A 21,037-nucleotide genomic window follows, 5' to 3' on the forward strand; every position below is an offset into this window, starting at 1 on the left:
AGATAAATATATAATAATAATGTAATATTATTATATATTTCATATTAAATTGGATAGTGTGCATATTTTGAACACATTATGAAAAGTAATAGTCATATAACAATGATTTTACAGATGAAGAAAGGGCGATATTTATGGAAAATTTATATGAAAAAGTACAAGAGTCTGTTAAATATTTAGAAAGCAGATTTACTAAAAAACCAACTATAGGAATTATATTAGGAAGTGGATTAGGTGCACTTGTAGATAAATTCGAAAATAAAGAAGAAATTCCTTACAGTGAAATACCAAACTTCCCAGTAGTAAGTGTTGAAGGACATAAAGGAAGTCTTCTTCTTGGAACTATAGGAGATAAGACTGTTCTTGCAATGCAAGGAAGATTCCACTACTATGAAGGATATACTATGAAGGAAGTAACATATCCAATATTCGTTATGAAAATGCTTGGAATTGACAAATTAGTAATTACAAATGCCAGCGGTGCAATTAACACAGATTTTGAACCGGGAGATTTAATGTTAATTAATGATTTCGTAAATTTAACTGCTAATAACCCATTAATAGGCAAGAATGATGAAAGATTTGGACCAAGATTCCCAGATATGTCTGAACCATATAAGAAGTACTTAATGGATTTAGCTAAGAATATAGCAGATAAAAAGGGCTTAAAGTATAAAGAAGGTGTTTATGGACACTTCACTGGTCCATACTATGAAACAGCTGCAGAAATAAGAGCTTATGGAAGAATGGGAATAGATGCAATGGGAATGTCTACTGTACCTGAAACAATTGTAGGAAACTACTTGGGAATGGATTTAATAGGGATAGCATGTATCACAAACATGGCTACAGGAATTCAAAAAGGAAAGCATTCACATGCTAACGTTGTTGATGTAGCAAATAGAGCATCAGCTAATCTTTGTGATTGGGTTTCTGACATAATAGTAGAAATGTAATATTAAGAATAATTTGACTGCTTATTGAAATTAATTGTATATAACATTAATTAACTTCATAGGCAGTTTTTTTATATATTTTTAGTTAATATGCAGTCTATTGCTTCAGGTGTTTATAGGATATTTTAATTATATATTTGCAATAAAAGGTTAATATAATGTTATGAATAAGAAAAATTATATAAGCTTTAAAGATAGTTATAATTTTAGTATTAGTAGACATGAGGAGGAAAGAATATATGATTCTTATAGCTGCGTGTGTTCTTTTGTCTTGCGTAATTGCAAATAGGTTTTCTGATAAGCTAGGAATGCCAGCATTAATTTTATTTATGGGACTTGGAATGTTGTTTGGAATTGATGGAATATTTAAAATATCATTTGATAATTATCATTTGGCAAAGACTATATGCAATATTGCTCTTGTTTTTATAATGTTTTATGGAGGGTTTGGAACAAAGTGGGAAGTGGCAAAACCAGTAGCATTAAAATCCATTATCCTGTCTACAGTAGGAGTTTTGATTACAGCAATGCTTACAAGTTTGTTCTGTTATTATGTTGTGAAGTTTACCCTTTTAGAGAGCTTTCTTATAAGTTCAGTAATAAGCTCTACAGATGCAGCATCTCTATTTTCAATATTAAGATCTAAAAATCTTAGTCTTAAGGATGGGTCAGCTTCAATGCTTGAACTTGAAAGTGGGAGTAATGATCCTGTAGCATTTATGCTTACTATAGTAAGTTTAAGCTTTATAAATGGAACAGGCAGTATTGGAAGTATATTTTTTATAATATTTTCACAGATAGTGTTTGGAGTTCTTTTAGGAGTATCTATTGCAGTTATAGGTATATTTGTATTAAAAAAACTTGATATTGTTACAGATGGTCTTGAAACCATATTTATAATAGCATTAGTCCTAAGCTCATATTCGTTGTGTGAATATGTTCATGGAAGTGGATATCTAAGTGTTTATATTACAGGAATTATTCTAGGCAATAGTAAAATAAATAACAAAATAATATTAGTTCATTTTTTTGATGGATTGACAGGTCTTGCACAGATAATAATCTTCTTTTTATTAGGACTTTTGTCTAAACCTCATCAACTTCCAGGAGTTATAGGAACTGCAATTTTAATAGGGATATTTCTAACTTTTGTAGCAAGGCCAATAGCTGTATTTTTAATTTTGAGGCCTTTTAAATGCAGTATAAATCAATGTGTTCTTTTATCACTTGCAGGTCTTAGAGGAGCAGCATCAATTGTATTTGCCACAATTGCAATAGCAGATGGAGCAAATATTAATTTTAATCTATATCATATTGTATTTATGATTGCATTATTATCAGTAGCTCTTCAAGGATCATTCCTTCCAGCTGCTGCAAGAAAATTGAATATGATTGATGATGATAGTGATGTAAGAAAAACATTTAATGATTATCAAGATGAATCTTTAATAAAATTAATGAGAGTATTTATTCCAAAAGGTCATCCATGGGAAGGAAAAAGCATTGAAGAGGCAGATATTCCAAATGATTCTCTTGCGCTTATGATAAAGAGGGATGATGATAATATCGTACCTAAAGGAGATACTATTATAAAAGCCAATGATAGTGTTATTTTAAGCATACCAGATATTAGTATTGAAGATGATATAAAGCTTAAGGAAGTGAAAATAGGAAAAAACCATAAGTGGTGCAATAAGACTATAGCGGATTTAAATCTTTCCGATGATATTCTCATAGCACTTATAAAAAGAGGAGAAGAAAATATAATCCCAAGAGGAAAGACTCAAATACTGGAAAATGATGTTGTAGTTATGTATAATTAAATTATAATATGAAAATATTTACAGTTGGGTTTTGGTAATACATTTTTTATAAATTGATTAACAATGTGTTGGTGAATTAAATGTAAATATGTTATGAAAGGGTTTAATAAATTAGGGGTGATGAGTTTATGGGAGAATATTATGAAATTAGAGGAAAGAAAATATATGTAGAGGTTCTGGGAGATAGCCAGAAGATGGCGCTGCTATTTATACATGGAGGACCTGGGGGAATAGGCTGTGAGGATTTTGTTAAATTTGCGGGAAATAAATTAGCAGAGAATTTTAGAGTAGTAGCTGTAGATCAGAGAGGTGTATGGAGATCAGAAGAATTAAAAGATGATGAGAAAATAACATTAGAAGATATAATTGAGGATTTTGAGGAATTAAGAAGACAGCTTAAAATAGAAAAGTGGTCACTTTTATCCCATTCCTTTGGCGGATATATTTCAGTGCTTTATGCAGATTTATATCCTGATTCAATTGAAAAAATTATATATGAAAATCCTTCTTTTGATTTTTCATTATCAGAACGTTACATGCTTCAAAATGCAGCTATGGAATTAATAAAATCAGGAAAGAAGCACATAGGGCAGATTTATTTGAAATTAATGTACCAGGCTACTAATCACAAAGATACTAGTAAACTGCTTAATAAAGCATTAGCGGCTCTCGGAACAGATGGAAGTAAGATTATGTGGTTTGGAGATAATAGAAGCATTATTGAAAGAATAGATGTACAGAAGAATAAAGTAAAAGAGCTTGTTAATAAGTCTAATAAGACCAGAGTAAAACTTCTTAGCGACTTGAGAATATATAATAATGTTTTTGATAAATTATCTAAAATAGACAAGCCATCTCTTCTCATAAAAGGAAAGTGTGATCCTATAACAAGCAAAAAGCAGATAAAAGAATTTTTATTTGATGAAGTGGAAGGAAATATGGCAGAAAGAAAAGTTGTAAGATTTGATTATTCAGGACATTGGGCAAGAATAGAAGAAAATGAAAAGTACTGTAATGTTGTAACAGATTTTATATTATCAAAAAATTAATTATGAATACTTATTAAGAAAAATACAATTTATATAAGTGAAATTATCAAGCTTATAAATGTATACCATATAATAAAAGGAAGATATTTATATTGAACAAAGTTAAAGATTATTCTATAATTTAGTCACAATAATAATTGATTATGGGTTTCGATTGGTTAATTGAATTAAAAGGGAAAGCAGTAAAAGCTGCTACAGCCCCCGCTACTGTGATGGAATACTGAACTTATAGTATCCACTGAGAATATAAAAAGTCTTGGGAAGGAGTAAGTTTGGGTTTAAGCCAGAGTCAGGAGACCTGCCTATATTATCATGCTTAATACAGCCTTCGGTGGGAAGGGAATAGCAAATGAAGAATGTGTTTTATTATAGATAAAAATACTTTAAGAAATTTAGCTTATTACTTATTATAAGAGTGATATTTTGATTAGTTGTAAGTTATGTATTATTAAAGCATCCTCATATTAATTTTATGAGTAAAGGATTATAGTATATATTCTTGTATTGTTATTACTCTCTTCACTGTTATTGGTGAAGGGAGTTTTTTATTTTTTAGTAGTTAGTTAGGAGAGAATTATGAAAAAAGCAATTTTAGTTGTAAGTTTTGGAACAAGTCATTTAGATGCATTAGAAAATTCAATAGAAAAAATAGAAAATAGAATTAGAGATGAATTTAAAGATTATGAAGTGTTTAGAGCATTTACTGCTCACATGATAATAAAAAAGCTTAAGGAAAGAGATAATATAGAAATATTAAAACCTGAAGAAGCTTTAGAAGATTTAAAAAACAAAGGATTCGAAGAAGTTATAATTCAGCCTCTTCACATAATTCCGGGTGAAGAATACTCTTACATAAGAGGAATGGCAAGAAGACATAAAGATGATTTTAAAACAATTAAGCTTGGAAGACCAATATTTTTCTATCAAGGAGTAGAAGAAGTACCACAAGATTATTCTGAATTCATAGAAAGTATGAAAGAAGTTTTAGATAACGAAGAAAGTGTAGTTTTATTTGGTCATGGCAGTGCCCATTCTTCAAATGCTGTATATGGAATGCTTCAAACTGTACTTGAAGATGAAGGCTATGATAATATATTTGTAGCTACAGTTGAAGGTTATCCAACTATAGAAACATGTATAAGAAGAATGAAGAAAAAAGGAGTAAAAAATACAAAGTTAGTTCCTTTATTAGTAGTTGCAGGGGACCATGCTAAAAATGATATGGCATCAGATGAAGAGGATTCAATGAAGAGTATTCTTAAGAGAGAAGGAATAGAATCAACAGTATATCTTCATGGATTAGGGGAAGTTGACAAGTTTGTTCAACTTTATGTAAATAGAATTCATGATATTATTGATGGAACATATGATGAATTAGGAAGAACTAAAAAGTTAGCAAAAAAATCAAAATAACATATTCGCAACTTGTTTCAAAAGTAAAGAACCATTAGGTTCATATACATAATAATTATAAGCTTAACGTTTGTTAGATATATGAAATTGAGGAAAGGTGGATTACTATGAAATCCATAATAATAGCATCTAACTCAAGTGGTGGAGGTAAAACTACTTTCACTCTTGGGTTTATGAAAGCTTTAATGAATAGAAAGTTAGATGTTCAAGGATATAAGGTTGGACCAGATTATATTGATCCTGCATTCCACAGAGAAGTTACTGGAAAGTATTCTAGAAATCTTGATGTTCATTTAATGGATGAAGATGGAGTAAAGTATAGTTATTTAAAAGGTAATGGTGATGTTGGAGTAATTGAAGGGGTAATGGGTCTTTATGATGGTGTAGGCATAAGTACAAAAGCATCTACATATGATATTTCAAGGATTCTTGGGTATATGCCTATTATACTTGTAATTTCTCCAAAGGGACAAAGTACTACATTGTGTGCAGTTATACAAGGATTAAGAGATTTCAGAAATGCTAATATTGCAGGAGTTGTACTTAATTGTGTAAGTGAAAAATATTATAAACTTCTTAAGTATTCTATAGAAGAAAACTGTAATATAAAAGTCCTTGGATATATTCCTAAAAATGAAGAAATAGTACTTAGCAGCAGACATTTAGGCCTTGTTCAAAGTATGGAAGTATTAGAGCTTGATAAAAAACTTGAGCTATGTGGAAATATGATTGAAGAATTTGTAGATGTTAATGCAATATTATCATTGATGCAGGAATATAAAGAAACAGAAAGTTCTATAATAGATAGTTTTAAGATAAAAGCAATAAATAAAAAGCTTAAAATAGGAATTGCAATGGATAAGGCGTTTAGTTTCTATTATAGAGATAATATAGAGCTTTTAGAGGAAATAGGAGAAGTTATATATTTTAGTCCCATGAATGATAAATTAATACCCGAAGGATTAGACTTCCTTTATATAGGTGGAGGTTATCCAGAAGTATTCAAAGAACAATTAGAAGCCAATAAATCCATGAGAGAAAGTATTAAAAAGGCTCTTGATAATGGTCTTAAATGCTATGCAGAATGTGGAGGTTTAATGTATCTTACACAGGAAATAGATGGAGCTAAAATGGTAGGTTTCTTTGATGGAACAAGTGCAATGACTAAAAGACTTGTGAGATTTGGATACTGTAACGTAAACATAGATGAGAAATATTATGGTTATGAAATAAATATAAATGGTCATGAGTTTCATAAATCAGATGTTCAGTTAAATGAAAAAACTATTTATGAAGTAACTAAGAAACAGTATGATGGTGAAACTTTAAAGTGGAATTGTGGATACATAAAAAATAATACACTTGCAGCATATGCCCATGTGAATTTCTTAGGAAATATTGATTTTCTAAAGGCAATTTTATTTGGAAAGTAAATAGTTTAACAGAAATAAGAGTTTAAGTTTTAATATAAATAGAAATTTTGTTATAGATTAATTATTAGTGCTAAAATATTAAAGGCAAGAGTAAGGATCATTAAGTAAGAAAAGAGTGAAAAAGATGAATTATTTAAAAAATCCAATGGGAATAGAAGAAAAGAGTTTTGAAATAATTGGAGAAGAAATGGGAGAACACTCATTTACACCAGAAGAATTATTAATAGTTAAGAGAACAATACATACAACAGCAGATTTTGAATATAAGGATTTAGTTGAAATAAGCAGTACTGCTATAGAAACAGCAAAAGAATTATTCAGAAAAGGAGCTACAATATATACTGATACAAATATGGCTCTAAACGGAATAAATAAAATAGCCTTAGGAAAAACAAACAGTAAGGTTATATGCTATGTAAATGAACCAGAAGTTCACGCTGAAGCTAAAGAAAAAGGAATAACAAGAAGTATGGCAGCTGTAGAAAAAGCATGTGCTGATAATGTAGATATATTTGTATTTGGAAATGCACCAACTGCATTATATAGATTAAAAGAACTTATAAGTGAAGGAAAAGCACATCCAAAATTAATAATAGCAGCACCAGTAGGATTCGTAGGAGCAGCAGAAAGTAAAGAAAATATGGATGAACTAAACATACCATACATAAGAGTAAAAGGAAGAAAAGGCGGAAGCACAGTAGCAGCAGCAATAGTAAATGCGTTGATGTATATGGTGGCAAGATAAGTGACACACCAAATCTCTGATTTGGTCGGTGGAACTTACTCAGCGAGCGAATGTGAGTCGAGTTTCATATAAAAAGGTGGTGTTTTTATGTTTGAAATGTATATTGAAAGCGAAGGTAAAAAACTCAGATGTGGATATACTACAGGTTCATGTAGTGCAGGTGCTGCAAAGGCTGCTACTATGCTTTTATATAATCAAGAAAGTACTTTAAATGAGATAGAAATTAAAAGTCCTAAAGGTGTCACAATAGATATGCCTATTGAGAAAATTGAAAGAATGGACAATGCTGTTGAGTGTACAATTTTAAAGTTTAGTGGTGATGACCCTGATGCTACAAGTGGAATTGAAATAAAGGCAAAGGTTAGAAGACTTAGACCAGATGAAGAAGTAAAAGATGCAGTAGAGGACCTTTTTGAAGATGAAAGTAGTGAAGTGATTTTTCTTAGAGGTGGAGACGGTGTAGGTGTTGTAACTAAGGAAGGACTTTTCGTGAAAAAAGGTGAGCCTGCAATTAATCCAGTTCCAAGAAAAATGATAAGAGATGAAGTACTTAAAGTTCTTCCAGATGGTGAAAGAGTTGAAGTAACTATTTCAGTTCCACAAGGGCTTGAAGTGGCACAAAGAACTTTTAATCCTAGATTAGGCATAGTAGGAGGAATTTCAATACTTGGAACTTCAGGAATAGTATACCCTATGTCTGAAGATGCTCTTAAAGCATCAATAAGAATTGAAATAAATCAAAGAGCTATTGATAGAGATAGACTTGTATTAACCTTCGGAAATCTAGGTGAAAGATTCTGTAAGGAACTTGGATATGATCCAGATGAAATAATTATGTGTTCAAACTACATTGGATTTGCACTTGAATGTTGTCAGGCAAATAATATTAAATCAGTAGTTGTTGTTGGACATATTGGAAAGATGAGTAAGATTGCATATGGATGCTTTAATACTCATAGTAGAGTAAATGGAGTAAGACTTGAAGTATTTGCACTTGAGCTTGCACTTCTTGGATATGACTTATCTCTTGTTAATCAAGTTTTACAACAAAAGACATGTGAAGGTGCAGTAAGGTTCCTTGGAGAAGGATATGATGAACTTTATAGGAATATTGGAAGAAAAATTGTTGATAGCATGAAGACTTATGTTCGTGATGAAATAGATATAGATGCTGTTACATATTATGGAGTACGTGATATGGAAATGCTTTATGATTCAAGGGAGGACAAAAGATGATTTACATAGTTGGACTTGGTCCAGGGCATGAGGATTACATACTTCCTAAGGCTATTAAAACCTTGAAAAAGTGTGATATAATTGTAGGATTTAAAAGAGCACTTGATTCACTTAAAATTGATAATTGTAAAAAATCTTATATGAAAAGTTTGGCTGATGTAGATAAGTTTATTTCTAAGGAAACTGATAATAATGATTATATAAATAAAAATATAGCTATAGTTGCTTCAGGAGATCCTACTTTTTATGGAATAACAAATTATATAAAAAGTAAAGCTCAAGTTCCATTTGAAGTTATACCGGGAATAAGTTCAATTCAATATTTAACAGCAAAGGTTAAACTTCCTTGGAATAATGCATATTTAGGAAGTCTTCATGGAAGAAGTGATTATTTTATAAATAAGGTAAGAGAATACGATACAGCAATATGGCTTACGGATAAAGAAAATAATCCATCGTATTTATGTGAGATTTTATGTGAAGAAAAAATAGATGTAAATATAATAGTCGGTGAAAATCTTTCCTATGAAGATGAGGTAATAACTACTGGAAAGCCAGCAGATTTTATAGGTAAAGAATTTAGTTCTTTATGTATTCTTATTATAGACAAGAGTACTAAGATACAAGAATAATATAACTAATAGATATCTAAAAATAAATATTCATAAGAATAAAAATACGTGTAAATATAAGTATATTTATATAAAAGAATATATATATTTGCTTATAAAATAAGGTTTCACGCGAAATAGATATGTATTTTTAAGATAATATTTATCCGATTAATAAGATATCACCCTAGAATGATTTATAGGGTAAAGGAGATTAAAAAATGTTTATTAAAGATGAAGAATTTATAAGAGGAAATTGCCCTATGACAAAGGAAGAAATAAGAATTCTTTCTATTGGGAAAATGAATATAAATGAAGATTCAAATGTCATTGATATAGGTAGTGGAACAGGAAGCATTACAATTCAATCTTCTAAGGAGTGTCCAAAAGGAAAAGTATATTCTATAGAAATGGATGATGAAGCATATAATGTAACGTCACAGAACATTGATAAGTTTAAATGTGAAAATATTGAACTTATTAAAGGTGATGGAAGTACAGCATTAGCTAAGCTTATAGAACAGGGTGTTAAGGTTGACTCAGCATTTATTGGAGGCAATGGTGGCCAGCTTGAGGATATAATTAAAAAGACGGATAAACTTCTTAATGAAAATGGGACTATGGTCATGAACTTTATTACTTTAGATAATGCTTATAAAGCTATAGAAATTATGAGAACAATGAATTATAAATTGGATATTGCTCTTATAAGTGTAAGTAAAAATAGAGGAAAAAGTCTTATGATGATGGCATTAAATCCAATATATATAGTTCAATGTATAAAATGTAGTGAAGAGGAGTAAATCAGAGGTGTACTCACAGAGTAAGTTCGAGAAACAAAATGTGAAATTTTGAACATTACTTAAGGAAATACCTCCTCATATTCATTCGGATGTATAAGTTCCACCAAACCAAAAGCAAGTTTTAGGGTGTCACTTATGATTTGTATATAAATAATTTAATGTATATTAATTAAAAAGGAGAGAAAATTAAACTATGGCAACATTATACGGAATAGGCGTTGGCCCTGGGGATAAAGAATTATTAACAGTAAAAGCTGTTAGAATAATTGAAAGCTGTGACGTAGTAGTAGCGCCAAGTGCTACAGAAGGTGGAGAAAGTATAGCACTTGAAACAGCTAGAGATTATATAAAAGAAGGAACAGAAGTTGTTGTGAAACACTTCCCAATGGGGAAAAAGGATAGAGTTTTAAAGGCTTTAGAAGCATATGAGTTTATTGAATCAAAACTTAGAGAAGGAAAAAATGTTGCCTTTTTAACTATAGGAGATCCATATGTGTACAGTACATATATTCATATGCTTACTCATATGAGAGAAGATGGATTTGAAGTTGTTACAGTTCCAGGAATAACTTCATTCTGTGCAGCAGCAAGCTTAGTTGATAGAACTTTAGTAATAGGAAATGAAAAACTTGTAATAATGCCAGCTACAAAGGTTAAAGAAATTACAGATGAAAAATTCATAGTAATTATGAAAGTATATAAGCATGAAGAAGAGGTAATAGATGTACTAGAAGAAAAAGGCTTTGATTATGTATATGCAAGTAGAGTAGGAAGAGAAGGCCAATTAGTTCTTACAGATAGAGAAGAGATTCTTAAAGTAAGAGATTATATGTCTTTAATAATAGCAAGCAGAAAGTAAAACAGTTAACAGTTAGCAGTTGAAGGAATAAAACAATAGCAGTTAACTGTTAACTCTCAACTGAACGAAAGGATTGAGGTTAAAGTGATTTATTTTATAGGAGCAGGCCCAGGTGCCACAGATTTAATTACAGTAAGAGGTAGAGATTTATTAGAAAGAGCTGAAGTTGTTATATATGCAGGTTCATTAGTATCTAAAGAACATTTAGAGTATTGTAGACCAGATGCTAAAATATATAACTCGGCTGGAATGACTCTTGAAGATGTTATGGAAATTATGACTATGGAAGAGCAAATGGGTAAATTAGTAGTAAGATTACATACAGGTGACCCAAGTATTTATGGAGCTATAAGAGAGCAAATGGTAGAGCTTGATAGAGTAGGAATAGAATATGAAGTAGTTCCAGGAGTAAGTTCTTTTACAGGAGCAGCTGCTGCAATAAATAGAGAGTTTACACTTCCAGGTGTAACTCAAACTGTAATACTTACAAGAGTTGAAGGAAGAACTCCAGTACCAGAAACTGAAGATTTAGAAAAATTAGCTTCTATAGGAGCTTCTATGGCTATATTCCTTTCAATTTCTATGATTGACAAGGTTGTAGAAAAGTTAAAGAAGGGATATAAAAAGAATGTTGCTATAGCAGTAGTTGAAAGAGCAACATGGCCAGATCAAAGAGTAATAATGGGGCACTTAGATGATATAGCTGAAAAGGTTAAAGAAAAAAATATTACTAAGTGTGCTCAAATACTTGTTGGGGATTTCTTAGATAGTGATTTTGAAAAGAGTCTTTTATATGATAAGAGCTTTTCACATATGTTTAGAGATGCACAAGTAGAGGATGCAGATTAATGATGGGTATAGTATGTCCTTCACCAAAGGGGCAGGAGATTGCATTTAAGCTTCAAAAGAGTTTGAATGCAACTCTTTATTTAAAGGAAAATAGTAATTTTAAATTAGATGAAGCAGCTAAAAAGGCTATGGAAGAATGTGATGGAATAATATTTATTTCATCTACAGGAATAGCTGTAAGAGCAATAGCTCCATACATACAAAAGAAAGATAAGGATCCAGGAGTTGTAGTTGTTGATTTATCAGCTAAATATGCCATAAATATTTTAAGTGGTCATTTAGGTGGAGGTAATGAGCTTACTTTAAAGGTCGCAGAAATATTAGGTGCTCAGCCAATTATAACTACTGCAACAGATAATATGAATATTATAGGCCCTGATATGATAGCTAAAAGGTATAATCTTATTATTGATAACTTAAAAATTGCTAAAGATATTGCAGCACTTCTTGTTGATAACAAAGTAGTAGGTATTAAAGATGATTATAATTTAGTTGAAATAACTAAGGGTTATGAAAAAATAGATGAAATAAAAGAAGATTCTATATGGATTACTAATAAGATTAAAGCTGAAAATGTAGAAAGCAACAAAGCTTATAATATAGATTATTCAAAAGTTCTTAAGCTTATAAAACAAGATATAGTTCTCGGAATAGGTGCAAGAAGAAATACACCTTTTGAAAAGCTTAAAAAGTTTATTGAAGAATCTCTTATTAAATATAATATAGATATAAAAGCTGTAAACAAGATAGTTTCAGTAGATGTAAAGAAGGATGAGCAGGGAATAATAGAACTTGCAGAATATTTAGGATGTCCTTTTATTACATTTACAAGGGATGAAATAAGAACAGTTCAAGATAAATTCGAGGGAAGTCCATTTGTATTTAAGACTCTTGGAATAACAGGAGTATGTGAACCTTCAGTGGACCTTGCTGGAGCAGAAATTCTTGAAGGCAAGATTAAGCATGATGGAATGACGTTGGCGATTGGACAGTTAACAGTTAACAAGTAACCTCAAGAAAAATAAGTTAGGAAGTGATTTTATTATGGGAAAATTAAGAGTTATAGGAATTGGACCTGGAAGTATTGAAAATATGACTTTAAGAGCGTATAAAGCAATTGAAAATAGTGATGTTATAGTTGGATACAATAAATACATAGATATGATAAAAGAACTAGTAGAAGGTAAAGAACTTTATTCTACAGGTATGATGGGAGAAGAAGCAAGATGCAAACAAGCTTTAGAATTATCTAAAGATAAAGATGTTGCTTTAATCAGTACTGGTGATGCTGGAATATATGGAATGGCTGGACTTATTCTTGAAATGAAGGATGATGAAGATGTTGAAATAATTCCAGGAATTACAGCTTCAAGTGCAGCAGGTTCTGTAGTAGGGGCTCCACTTATGCACGATAACTGTAATATAAGCTTAAGTGATTTAATGACTCCATATGATGAAATTAAAAAGAGAGTTAAATGTGCAGCTGAAAGTGATTTCATAATTTCTTTATACAATCCAAAGAGTAAGGGAAGACCACATTACTTAAGAGAATGTATTGATATAATAAAAGAATTCAGAAAAGATGATACTCCAATTGCTGTAGTTAAACATGCGTTAAGAGATGGTCAGGAAGTAACACTTACGACTATAGGTGAATTTGATGATAGTATTGTAGATATGATGTCTATAGTAATTGTAGGAAATACTAAAAGCTATTATAAGAATGGAAGTTTTATAACTCCTAGAGGATATAACAATAAGAAAAGAGATATGAAATAATGATAGGTTTTATACTTGGAACATCAGAAGGAAGAAAAATATTATCCCTAATGAATGAATTTACTGATGATATAGCAGTAAGTACAGCAACGTCATATGGTGGACAGCTTCTTGAAAACTACAAGATTAAAGAATTAAATACAAAACCACTTAATAAGGAAGAAATGATAGAGTGGCTTAAGAAGAATAATATTAATATTTTAGTTGATGGATCACACCCATATGCTGCTGTAGTAACAGAGAATGCTATGGAATGTTGCAAAGAGCTTGGTATAAAATACATAAGATACGAGAGAAAAGGTGTTCTTGAAAATGATAGTGGTGAAGATATCATAAGAGTTAATAATTATGATGAAGCAATAGAATATATAAAATCATCTGTTAAAGGAAATGTATTAAATACTACAGGCGGTAATAATGTAACTAAATTTGTAGATATGGATTTTGATTACAGAGTAATACACAGAATACTTCCATCACCAGCAGTTCTTACAAAGATCGTAGATGCAGGTGTAAAGATTAAAGATATAATTGCTATGCAGGGGCCAATATCATATGAAGTTGAAAAAGCATTTATTCATCAATTTGACATTAAAGCTATAATTATGAAAGATAGCGGAATAGAAGGCGGAGTATTAGAAAAAATAAATGCTGCCAGAGAATGTCATGCTAAGATAATATTAATAGAGAGAACTAAATTTGAATATAATATAGAGTTTAATGATCCAGAAAGCCTGGTAAAAAAGTTGAAGCAGTTAGTAGTTAGCAAGTAATTAGTGCAGTTAACAGTTAACGGTTAACAGTGAACAGTTATAGGATGAAATTCTTGAAGAATTTCTGTAAATTATATTTTAAGAAACTGTTAATTTTTACTTGTTAACTGAGAAGGTGGGGTAAAAATGAATAATATAGAACTTTTAAATAGTATAATAAGCAATATTAAAGATGTAGATAAAGAGGCATTAAAAAAAGCAGATGAAAGAATGACTTCTCTTGTAAAACCGTTAAAAAGTCTTGGAAAGTTGGAAGATATGGCTATAAAACTTGCTGGTATTACTGGAAAGGTTAAAAATAATATTGATAAAAAAGTTGTTATAATAATGAGCTCTGATAATGGTGTAGTAGAAGAGGGGGTTGCTTCTGCCCCTCAAAGCGTGACATTATCTCAGACAATTAATTTTACAAAGGGCTTAACAGGTGTTGCAGTATTAGCAAAAGCTAATAATACAGATCTTATGGTAGTTGATGTTGGAGTGAATTGTGACTTTGAATGTCCAGGAGTAATCAATAGAAAAGTACGAAAGTCTACAAGTAATATGGCTAAAGGGTCAGCTATGACTTATGAAGAATGTATAAAAGCAGTTCTTGTAGGAATAGACTGTGTAAAAGATGCCAAGGATAAGGGATATGATATTGTAGGAGTAGGTGAAATGGGCATTGGCAACACCTCAACAAGTAGTGCAGTATTATGTGCACTTACAGACTGCAAAGTAAAAGATGTTGTTGGAAGAGGTGCAGGAATAACTGATGCAGCTTATGCTAAAAAAATATCTGTAGTTAAAAAAGCATTAGAAATAAATAATCCAGATAAAAATAATCCATTAGATGTTATTTCTAAAGTTGGGGGATTTGATATTGCAGCTATGACAGGAGTATTTATAGGAGCAGCTTATTATAAAATTCCTGTTGTTATAGATGGATTAATATCTGTGGTTGCAGCATTATGTGCGTATAGATTAAATAATAAATGCAGGGATTATATGTTTACATCTCATATATCAAAAGAAATAGGATTTAAGACTGCTATGAGTGAGCTTGGATTAAGTTCTATACTTGATTTGAATATGGGACTTGGTGAAGGTAGTGGATGTCCATTAGCATTTTCTATTATGGATAGTGCATGTGCAGTTATGAATAATATGGCTACTTTTGAAGAGGCTGAAATAAATGATAAGTATTTAGATGAACTTAAACGTCTAGATAATAAAGGTGTTTAATATTATAGTGAATTTTTAATAATATGGTAGTTTATTTGGAGGTTTTATAATTATATTGTAAATTCAGTCTATTGAATTCAATATTGTTGGATAATATAATTTAAGTAGATAAGTAATATTTATTCTTACCATAGGAATTAAATTACCTAAATAGTTTATAATATAATCATTAAAAAATTTATAGTAAGATATATGGTATAATTGATTAGTTTTGTTATAAAAGACAAAAGATGAAATGAATAATTTATGATTTAAGCTGATGTAATAATATTTGCATAAAGCATAAATTGATACTTTATACGAAAGGGCTGAATATACAATGGAACTTGGATTAATTCATATTTACTGTGGAGATGGAAAAGGAAAAACAACTGCTGCTATGGGACTTGGAATGAGAGCTGCAGGAAGAGATAAAAAAGTGTTATTAACACAGTTTTTAAAAGATAATGATAGCGGAGAATTAAATTCTATAGAAAAGCTTGGAGATAATTTCGTAGTACTTAAGGGAGACCCAGTTAAAAAGTTCTTTAAGTTTATGAGTCCTGAAGAGCAAATGGTAACAAGAAATGAACATATAGCAAGGTTTAGAGCTGTAGCTAAGAAAGCATCAGATGAAAATTTTGATTTATTAATTATGGATGAGCTTGTAGCATCTATTAATAATGGACTTATTCCTCTTGAAGAAGTTATTGAATTTTTAGAAGAAAAACCAGATACATTAGAAGTAGTAATGACAGGAAGGAATCCTGATCCAAAGTTAATAGAACTTGCAGATTATGTATCTGAAATAAAGGCTGTAAAACATCCATATGAAAAAGGAATAAATGCTAGAGTGGGAATAGAAAAATAAGATTATGAAGTATTTAATTGTGGGTGGATCTAAAAGCGGAAAATCAGATATAGCAGAAAGAATTTCATTAGAATTAAATGAAAATAAAGTTGTATATATAGCAACTATGAAGCCTTATGATGATGAAGATAAGAAAAGAATAGAAGCTCATATAAAAAAGAGATATGGCCGTAATTTTATTACTATAGAAAAGCATAAGAATATTGATGAAGTGTGTGGTTCTATTAATAGGTGTGATACTGTTTTAATAGACAGCACCACTTCTCTTTTAAATAATGAAATGTTTAATGGCAGAACTATTAATAATAATGCTGGAGACAAGATAGTAAGTGATTTAAAAAAGATTATGGCTAAAGTGTGCAATACGATTATAGTTTCAGATTATATTTTTAATGATTCAATTGAATATGATGAAGTAACTGAGAATTATAAAAAACAACTTGCACTAATTAATAAGAAATTAGCAGAGTGCTGCGATAAAGTAATTGAATGTACTTTTGGAACACAAAAAGAATGGAAGTGATCTCAGTTAACTAGTAACTGAGAAGTTGGTGGTTTATGAAGAAATATTATAAAAGTTTTATTATGGCTTTAAGCATGTTTACGATAATACCTACTCCATATATTGAATGGGATGATGAAGGGGTAAAAAACATGATGAAGTTTTATCCTTTAGTAGGGATTATAATTGGATGTATATGGAGTGTGATTTATTATTTTATCACACTTTTTAATTGTTCATTAATACTTAAAAGTGCAATTGTAATGATGGTTCCTTTTATTATAACTGGAATGTTACATTTAGATGGTTTTATGGATGTATGTGATGCCATTTTATCGAGAAGAGATAAAGCTGAAAAGCTTAGGATTTTAAAAGATTCGACTATAGGGGCATTTGCAGTTGTATCTATAATAATGTTGTTTTTTATTCAGTTTGGATGTGTATATTCTATATTGGCTAAAAATATGCCTGTGTATGTATTTTTGCTGCTTCCTGTTATTTCTAGAACGTTGGTATGTTTTTTCTTAGTATCGATAGTAACGATAAAGGAAAGTTCTCTGGGAACTTATTTTAAAAAGGGAACAGGAATAGCTGATAAAGTACTTATGGCAATAATATTTATTATATGCGCTGTAATAAGTTACTTTATTTTTGGATATGAGGGATTATTATCAGCTTTATTTATAACAATTGGAGTAAGCTTGAGTGTGTACAAATGTATAAAGGAATTTGGTGGAATATCTGGTGATGTTTCAGGATGTGCATTAGTAGTTGGTGAACTTTTAGGACTATTAGGATTTTGTATTTTATAGGATGTATTTTGCAGTATTTATACAAAAAGCAACATACAAGATTACAAGTTTAATAGTGGGAATTTCATAAATGATTTTAAATAAAATTTTGGAGATTAATATATGATATTAGTATTTGGAGGAGCTTATAATGGCAAGATACAATTTGTCATGAATAAGTATAGTTTAAAAGATGAAGATATATTTTTCTGTAAGGATGAAGTACTTGATTTTAATAAAAAAGTTATATGTGGACTTCATATTTTTACAAAGAAATGTGTACTTAATAATATGGATTCATTAACAGTAATAAAGGATAATATTGAACTGCTTAAAGATAAGATAATCATATGTGACGAAATAGGAAGTGGTATAGTTCCTATGACTAAAGAGGATAGAATGTGGAGAGAAGAAAACGGTCGTGTTCTTCAGTATCTATGCCTAAATGCAGATGAAATTTATAGAGTGTTTTTTGGATTAAGTGAAAAACTAATAAAGAATATGTAAGCTATGAGTTATATTACAGAATATTATTAGAAGTTTAGAATAACTAATCTGAGAAAAGAAAGTTGGAATGATTATGAATACTATAAAATTGTACTTAATAAGGCATGGAAAGACATACTGTAATGAAAAAAAGCTTTATTCAGGAAAGACTGATGTGGAGCTTTCTGAAAATGGAATAAAAGAGCTTCATAAAAAAGCAGAGAGCTTTAAATATCCTGAATGTGTTTACTACTTTACAAGTGGTGCAAAGAGAGCAAATAAAACTATTGAAATATTATGTCCAAATAAAAAATATGATGTTCTTAAAAAGTTATTTGAATATAACTTTGGTGATTTTGAGCTTAAATCATATAATGACTTGAAAGATAAGAAAGAGTACATAGATTGGATAAATGATGAAGAAGGTAGTATATGCTGTCCTAATGGAGAAAGCAGAGCTCAATTTAAAACTAGAATTAGAGAAGGCTTTTCTGAACTTGTAGATTATTTGCGTGATAATAATATAAAAACAGCATTAGGAGTAACTCATGGAGGAACTATTGGTATAATACTTGAAACATTATACGATAGTTCTAAAAGGTTTTATGAATGGCAGCCTAAAAATGGTGATGGGTATGAACTTACTATAAGTTTAGAAAGTAATGATAAGGATGATGAATTTATTAATTTTAGTATAGATGAAGTAAAAAAGATCGGGGAGTAATAATGGAGTTAACTATAGGATTTATTTTAGATTTAATAATTGGAGATCCCAATAATCCAGTTCATCCTGTAAGAATCATAGGGAAGTTATGTTCTTTTCTTGAAAAAATAATGAGAAAGATATTTAAGAATTCTCTAAAATTAGCAGGATTAATAGTGTGGATACTTACTGTGACAATAAGTTTTTTAGTTGTATTTTTTATTGTAAATGCAGCTAGAAAATTCAATTTGTATTTTGGGATAATATTAGAAGGAGTAATTATTTATACGTGTATATCCTCTAAGGGACTTGTAGTAGAAGGTAGAAAAGTAATAAAGTATTTACTTAAAAATGATATAGAAGGTGCGAGAAAGCAGCTTTCATATATAGTAGGAAGAGATACTCAAAATCTTGATGAAAAGGGAATAGTAAGGGCTGTAGTTGAAACTATAGCTGAAAATATGTCTGATGGTGTAATAGCACCTATTTTTTATGCAGGCATATTTGGAGCACCACTAGCTATGGCATATAAGGCTGTAAATACTATGGATTCAATGTTTGGGTATAAAAATGATAAATACATGGAATTTGGATTTTTTCCTGCAAAGCTTGATGATGTTTTTAATTATATCCCAGCAAGAATTACAGGAACTATAATAGTAATTTCATCATTTATTTTAAGATATGACTATAAAAATAGTTTTAAGATTTATAAAAGAGATAGATACAATCATACAAGCCCCAATAGTGCTCATCCTGAAGCAGCTATGGCAGGAGCTCTTGATGTGCAGCTTGGTGGAGCAAATTATTATTTTGGTAAATTAGCTGAAAAACCAACAATAGGCGATAAATTAAAGGAAATAGAAATAAAAGATGTTGAGAGTACAACTAAGATACTATATTTATCAGCATTTATAAGCTATATTATGATGATTGCAGTTAGGGAAATATTTTTTATTGTAATTAGATAGCAGAAAAAAATATAACTTATTAAAGAGGTGAGAAGATGGCAAACTTAGGACATGGGGGAAATGCAAAGGAAATAAGCAGAAGCATGGGGATTGATTATAATAATATAATTGATTTTTCAGCAAACATAAATCCACTTGGAATGCCTGAAAGTGCAAAAGAAGCTATTGTAAATAATCTTGATGCAGTTGAAAAGTATCCTGATATAACTTATTTTGAACTTAGAAATTCTATAAGGGATTTTGAAAATTCAAAGATACATAACGAAGAGTTGAAGATAAATAATGAAGAAATAATTCTTGGAAATGGTGCTGCGGAAGTATTATTTAACATAGTAAAAGCAATTGAACCAAAAGAGGTTTTAATACCAGCTCCAACATTTTCAGAATATGAAGAAGCTGTGGATGCAGTAGATGGAAAGGTAAAACTATATTATTTAAAAGAAGAAAATCAATTTACTATACAAGAGGATATTCTAGATTGTATAAATGAGAAAATGGACCTTATTTTTATATGCAATCCTAATAACCCTACAGGAGTAATTACTGATAAAAATCTTCTGAAAAAAATACTTGATAAAAGTTTAGAGAACAATGCTTATGTAGTAATAGATGAATCATTTCTTCATTTTATAAAAGAAGATTTTTCAATGATAACTTTTATTAAAAATTATAAAAATCTAATTATAATAAAGTCGCTTACTAAATTTTTTGCCATACCTGGAATAAGGATAGGTTATGGACTCAATTCAGATAAAATGCTTTTAGAAAAAGTAAATAGAATAACTCCAGCATGGAATATAAATATACTTGCAGAAGAAGCAGTTAAATCAGCTTTAAAAGATAATAAGTATATTGAAGCTTCTATTGAATTTATGAAAAAAGAAAAAGATTATTTGTATAATGAAATAAAAGAGATATATGGTATAAAAGCATTTAAGCCAAGTGTGAATTTTATTTTCTTTAAGTTAGATTCCAAAGAAGGTTTACTTGATATGGATATTAAAAATAAGCTTATTGAAAAAAACATTTTAATAAGAAGTTGTAGTAATTATCATGGGTTAGATAACACCTATTACAGAATTGCAGTAAGAAATCATAAGGATAATATAGTAATAGTAAATACGTTAAAAGAAATTTTACAAAGATAAAATATCCTTGTGATATTTATTAATTGTTTACAT

At 29.9% G+C, this 21,037-nt stretch carries 22 protein-coding genes and 1 riboswitch; all 22 genes read left to right on the plus strand.

What is annotated here, in order from left to right:
- The first annotated feature begins 134 nt into the window (after positions 1-134).
- The 22 genes from HF850_RS01955 (at position 135) to HF850_RS02060 (ending at position 21,004) form a co-directional block, all read left to right on the plus strand.
- The gene (locus HF850_RS01955; RefSeq protein ID WP_169103805.1) at positions 135-956 is read left to right on the plus strand and encodes a purine-nucleoside phosphorylase; all 822 of its coding nucleotides are present in this window, start codon (positions 135-137) and stop codon (positions 954-956) included.
- Between the two features lie 239 nt (positions 957-1,195).
- Positions 1,196-2,779, plus strand: coding sequence for a potassium/proton antiporter (locus HF850_RS01960; protein WP_169103806.1), 1,584 nt, complete (start codon positions 1,196-1,198; stop codon positions 2,777-2,779).
- Between the two features lie 128 nt (positions 2,780-2,907).
- Positions 2,908-3,828 carry an alpha/beta hydrolase gene (locus tag HF850_RS01965; protein ID WP_169103807.1) on the plus strand — a complete coding sequence of 307 codons (921 nt, stop codon included), beginning with the start codon at positions 2,908-2,910 and terminating at the stop codon, positions 3,826-3,828.
- A 128-nt stretch (positions 3,829-3,956) separates the two neighbouring features.
- A riboswitch (cobalamin riboswitch) is annotated at positions 3,957-4,149 on the plus strand.
- Positions 4,150-4,404: 255 nt separating this feature from the next.
- Positions 4,405-5,241, plus strand: a complete 837-nt coding sequence (locus HF850_RS01970) for a sirohydrochlorin cobaltochelatase (protein WP_169103808.1) — start codon at positions 4,405-4,407, stop codon at positions 5,239-5,241.
- A gap of 107 nt (positions 5,242-5,348) precedes the next feature.
- The gene (locus HF850_RS01975; RefSeq protein ID WP_169103809.1) at positions 5,349-6,674 is read left to right on the plus strand and encodes a cobyrinate a,c-diamide synthase; all 1,326 of its coding nucleotides are present in this window, start codon (positions 5,349-5,351) and stop codon (positions 6,672-6,674) included.
- Positions 6,675-6,798: 124 nt separating this feature from the next.
- A complete protein-coding gene (locus HF850_RS01980; RefSeq protein ID WP_169103810.1) occupies positions 6,799-7,419 on the plus strand; it encodes a precorrin-8X methylmutase in 621 nt (206 codons plus the stop codon).
- An 87-nt stretch (positions 7,420-7,506) separates the two neighbouring features.
- A complete protein-coding gene (gene cbiD / locus HF850_RS01985; RefSeq protein ID WP_169103811.1) occupies positions 7,507-8,655 on the plus strand; it encodes a cobalt-precorrin-5B (C(1))-methyltransferase CbiD in 1,149 nt (382 codons plus the stop codon).
- Positions 8,652-9,287, plus strand: a complete 636-nt coding sequence (cbiE, locus tag HF850_RS01990; protein ID WP_169103812.1) for a precorrin-6y C5,15-methyltransferase (decarboxylating) subunit CbiE — start codon at positions 8,652-8,654, stop codon at positions 9,285-9,287. The genes cbiD and cbiE overlap by 4 nt, the downstream gene beginning before the upstream one ends.
- A gap of 200 nt (positions 9,288-9,487) precedes the next feature.
- Positions 9,488-10,069, plus strand: a complete 582-nt coding sequence (gene cbiT, locus HF850_RS01995) for a precorrin-6Y C5,15-methyltransferase (decarboxylating) subunit CbiT (protein WP_169103813.1) — start codon at positions 9,488-9,490, stop codon at positions 10,067-10,069.
- Between the two features lie 193 nt (positions 10,070-10,262).
- Positions 10,263-10,928: a cobalt-factor II C(20)-methyltransferase gene (locus HF850_RS02000; protein WP_169103814.1), complete on the plus strand. Its 666-nt coding sequence runs from the start codon at positions 10,263-10,265 to the stop codon at positions 10,926-10,928.
- An 84-nt stretch (positions 10,929-11,012) separates the two neighbouring features.
- Complete coding sequence (gene cobM / locus HF850_RS02005; RefSeq protein WP_169103815.1) at positions 11,013-11,777, plus strand: precorrin-4 C(11)-methyltransferase; 765 nt, start codon at positions 11,013-11,015, stop codon at positions 11,775-11,777.
- Positions 11,777-12,787 (plus strand): cobalt-precorrin 5A hydrolase, encoded by a 1,011-nt coding sequence (gene cbiG / locus HF850_RS02010; protein ID WP_169103816.1) that lies wholly within the window; start codon positions 11,777-11,779, stop codon positions 12,785-12,787. The genes cobM and cbiG overlap by 1 nt, the downstream gene beginning before the upstream one ends.
- A 34-nt stretch (positions 12,788-12,821) precedes the next feature.
- On the plus strand, positions 12,822-13,556 hold the full coding sequence (cobJ, locus tag HF850_RS02015) for a precorrin-3B C(17)-methyltransferase (RefSeq protein WP_169103817.1): 735 nt from the start codon (positions 12,822-12,824) through the stop codon (positions 13,554-13,556).
- Positions 13,556-14,329, plus strand: a complete 774-nt coding sequence (locus HF850_RS02020) for a cobalt-precorrin-6A reductase (protein ID WP_169103818.1) — start codon at positions 13,556-13,558, stop codon at positions 14,327-14,329. The genes cobJ and HF850_RS02020 overlap by 1 nt, the downstream gene beginning before the upstream one ends.
- Before the next feature lie 126 nt (positions 14,330-14,455).
- Positions 14,456-15,553, plus strand: coding sequence for a nicotinate-nucleotide--dimethylbenzimidazole phosphoribosyltransferase (cobT, locus tag HF850_RS02025; protein WP_169103819.1), 1,098 nt, complete (start codon positions 14,456-14,458; stop codon positions 15,551-15,553).
- A gap of 319 nt (positions 15,554-15,872) precedes the next feature.
- The gene (locus HF850_RS02030; protein ID WP_169103820.1) at positions 15,873-16,403 is read left to right on the plus strand and encodes a cob(I)yrinic acid a,c-diamide adenosyltransferase; all 531 of its coding nucleotides are present in this window, start codon (positions 15,873-15,875) and stop codon (positions 16,401-16,403) included.
- A 4-nt stretch (positions 16,404-16,407) separates the two neighbouring features.
- Positions 16,408-16,926, plus strand: a complete 519-nt coding sequence (locus HF850_RS02035) for a bifunctional adenosylcobinamide kinase/adenosylcobinamide-phosphate guanylyltransferase (RefSeq protein WP_169103821.1) — start codon at positions 16,408-16,410, stop codon at positions 16,924-16,926.
- Between the two features lie 35 nt (positions 16,927-16,961).
- A complete protein-coding gene (locus tag HF850_RS02040) occupies positions 16,962-17,717 on the plus strand; it encodes an adenosylcobinamide-GDP ribazoletransferase (protein WP_169103822.1) in 756 nt (251 codons plus the stop codon).
- A gap of 102 nt (positions 17,718-17,819) precedes the next feature.
- Positions 17,820-18,203 (plus strand): bifunctional adenosylcobinamide kinase/adenosylcobinamide-phosphate guanylyltransferase, encoded by a 384-nt coding sequence (locus HF850_RS02045; protein WP_169103823.1) that lies wholly within the window; start codon positions 17,820-17,822, stop codon positions 18,201-18,203.
- Between the two features lie 73 nt (positions 18,204-18,276).
- Positions 18,277-18,906, plus strand: coding sequence for a histidine phosphatase family protein (locus tag HF850_RS02050; RefSeq protein ID WP_169103824.1), 630 nt, complete (start codon positions 18,277-18,279; stop codon positions 18,904-18,906).
- Positions 18,906-19,856: a cobalamin biosynthesis protein gene (locus tag HF850_RS02055; protein ID WP_169103938.1), complete on the plus strand. Its 951-nt coding sequence runs from the start codon at positions 18,906-18,908 to the stop codon at positions 19,854-19,856. Before HF850_RS02050 ends, HF850_RS02055 begins: the two co-directional genes overlap by 1 nt.
- 35 nt (positions 19,857-19,891) lie before the next feature.
- The gene (locus HF850_RS02060; RefSeq protein WP_169103825.1) at positions 19,892-21,004 is read left to right on the plus strand and encodes a histidinol-phosphate transaminase; all 1,113 of its coding nucleotides are present in this window, start codon (positions 19,892-19,894) and stop codon (positions 21,002-21,004) included.
- The last annotated feature ends 33 nt before the right edge of the window (positions 21,005-21,037 follow it).

This window comes from Clostridium sp. SM-530-WT-3G (assembly GCF_012843905.1).
In the GTDB taxonomy this organism is placed as follows: Bacteria; Bacillota; Clostridia; order Clostridiales; family Clostridiaceae; genus Clostridium.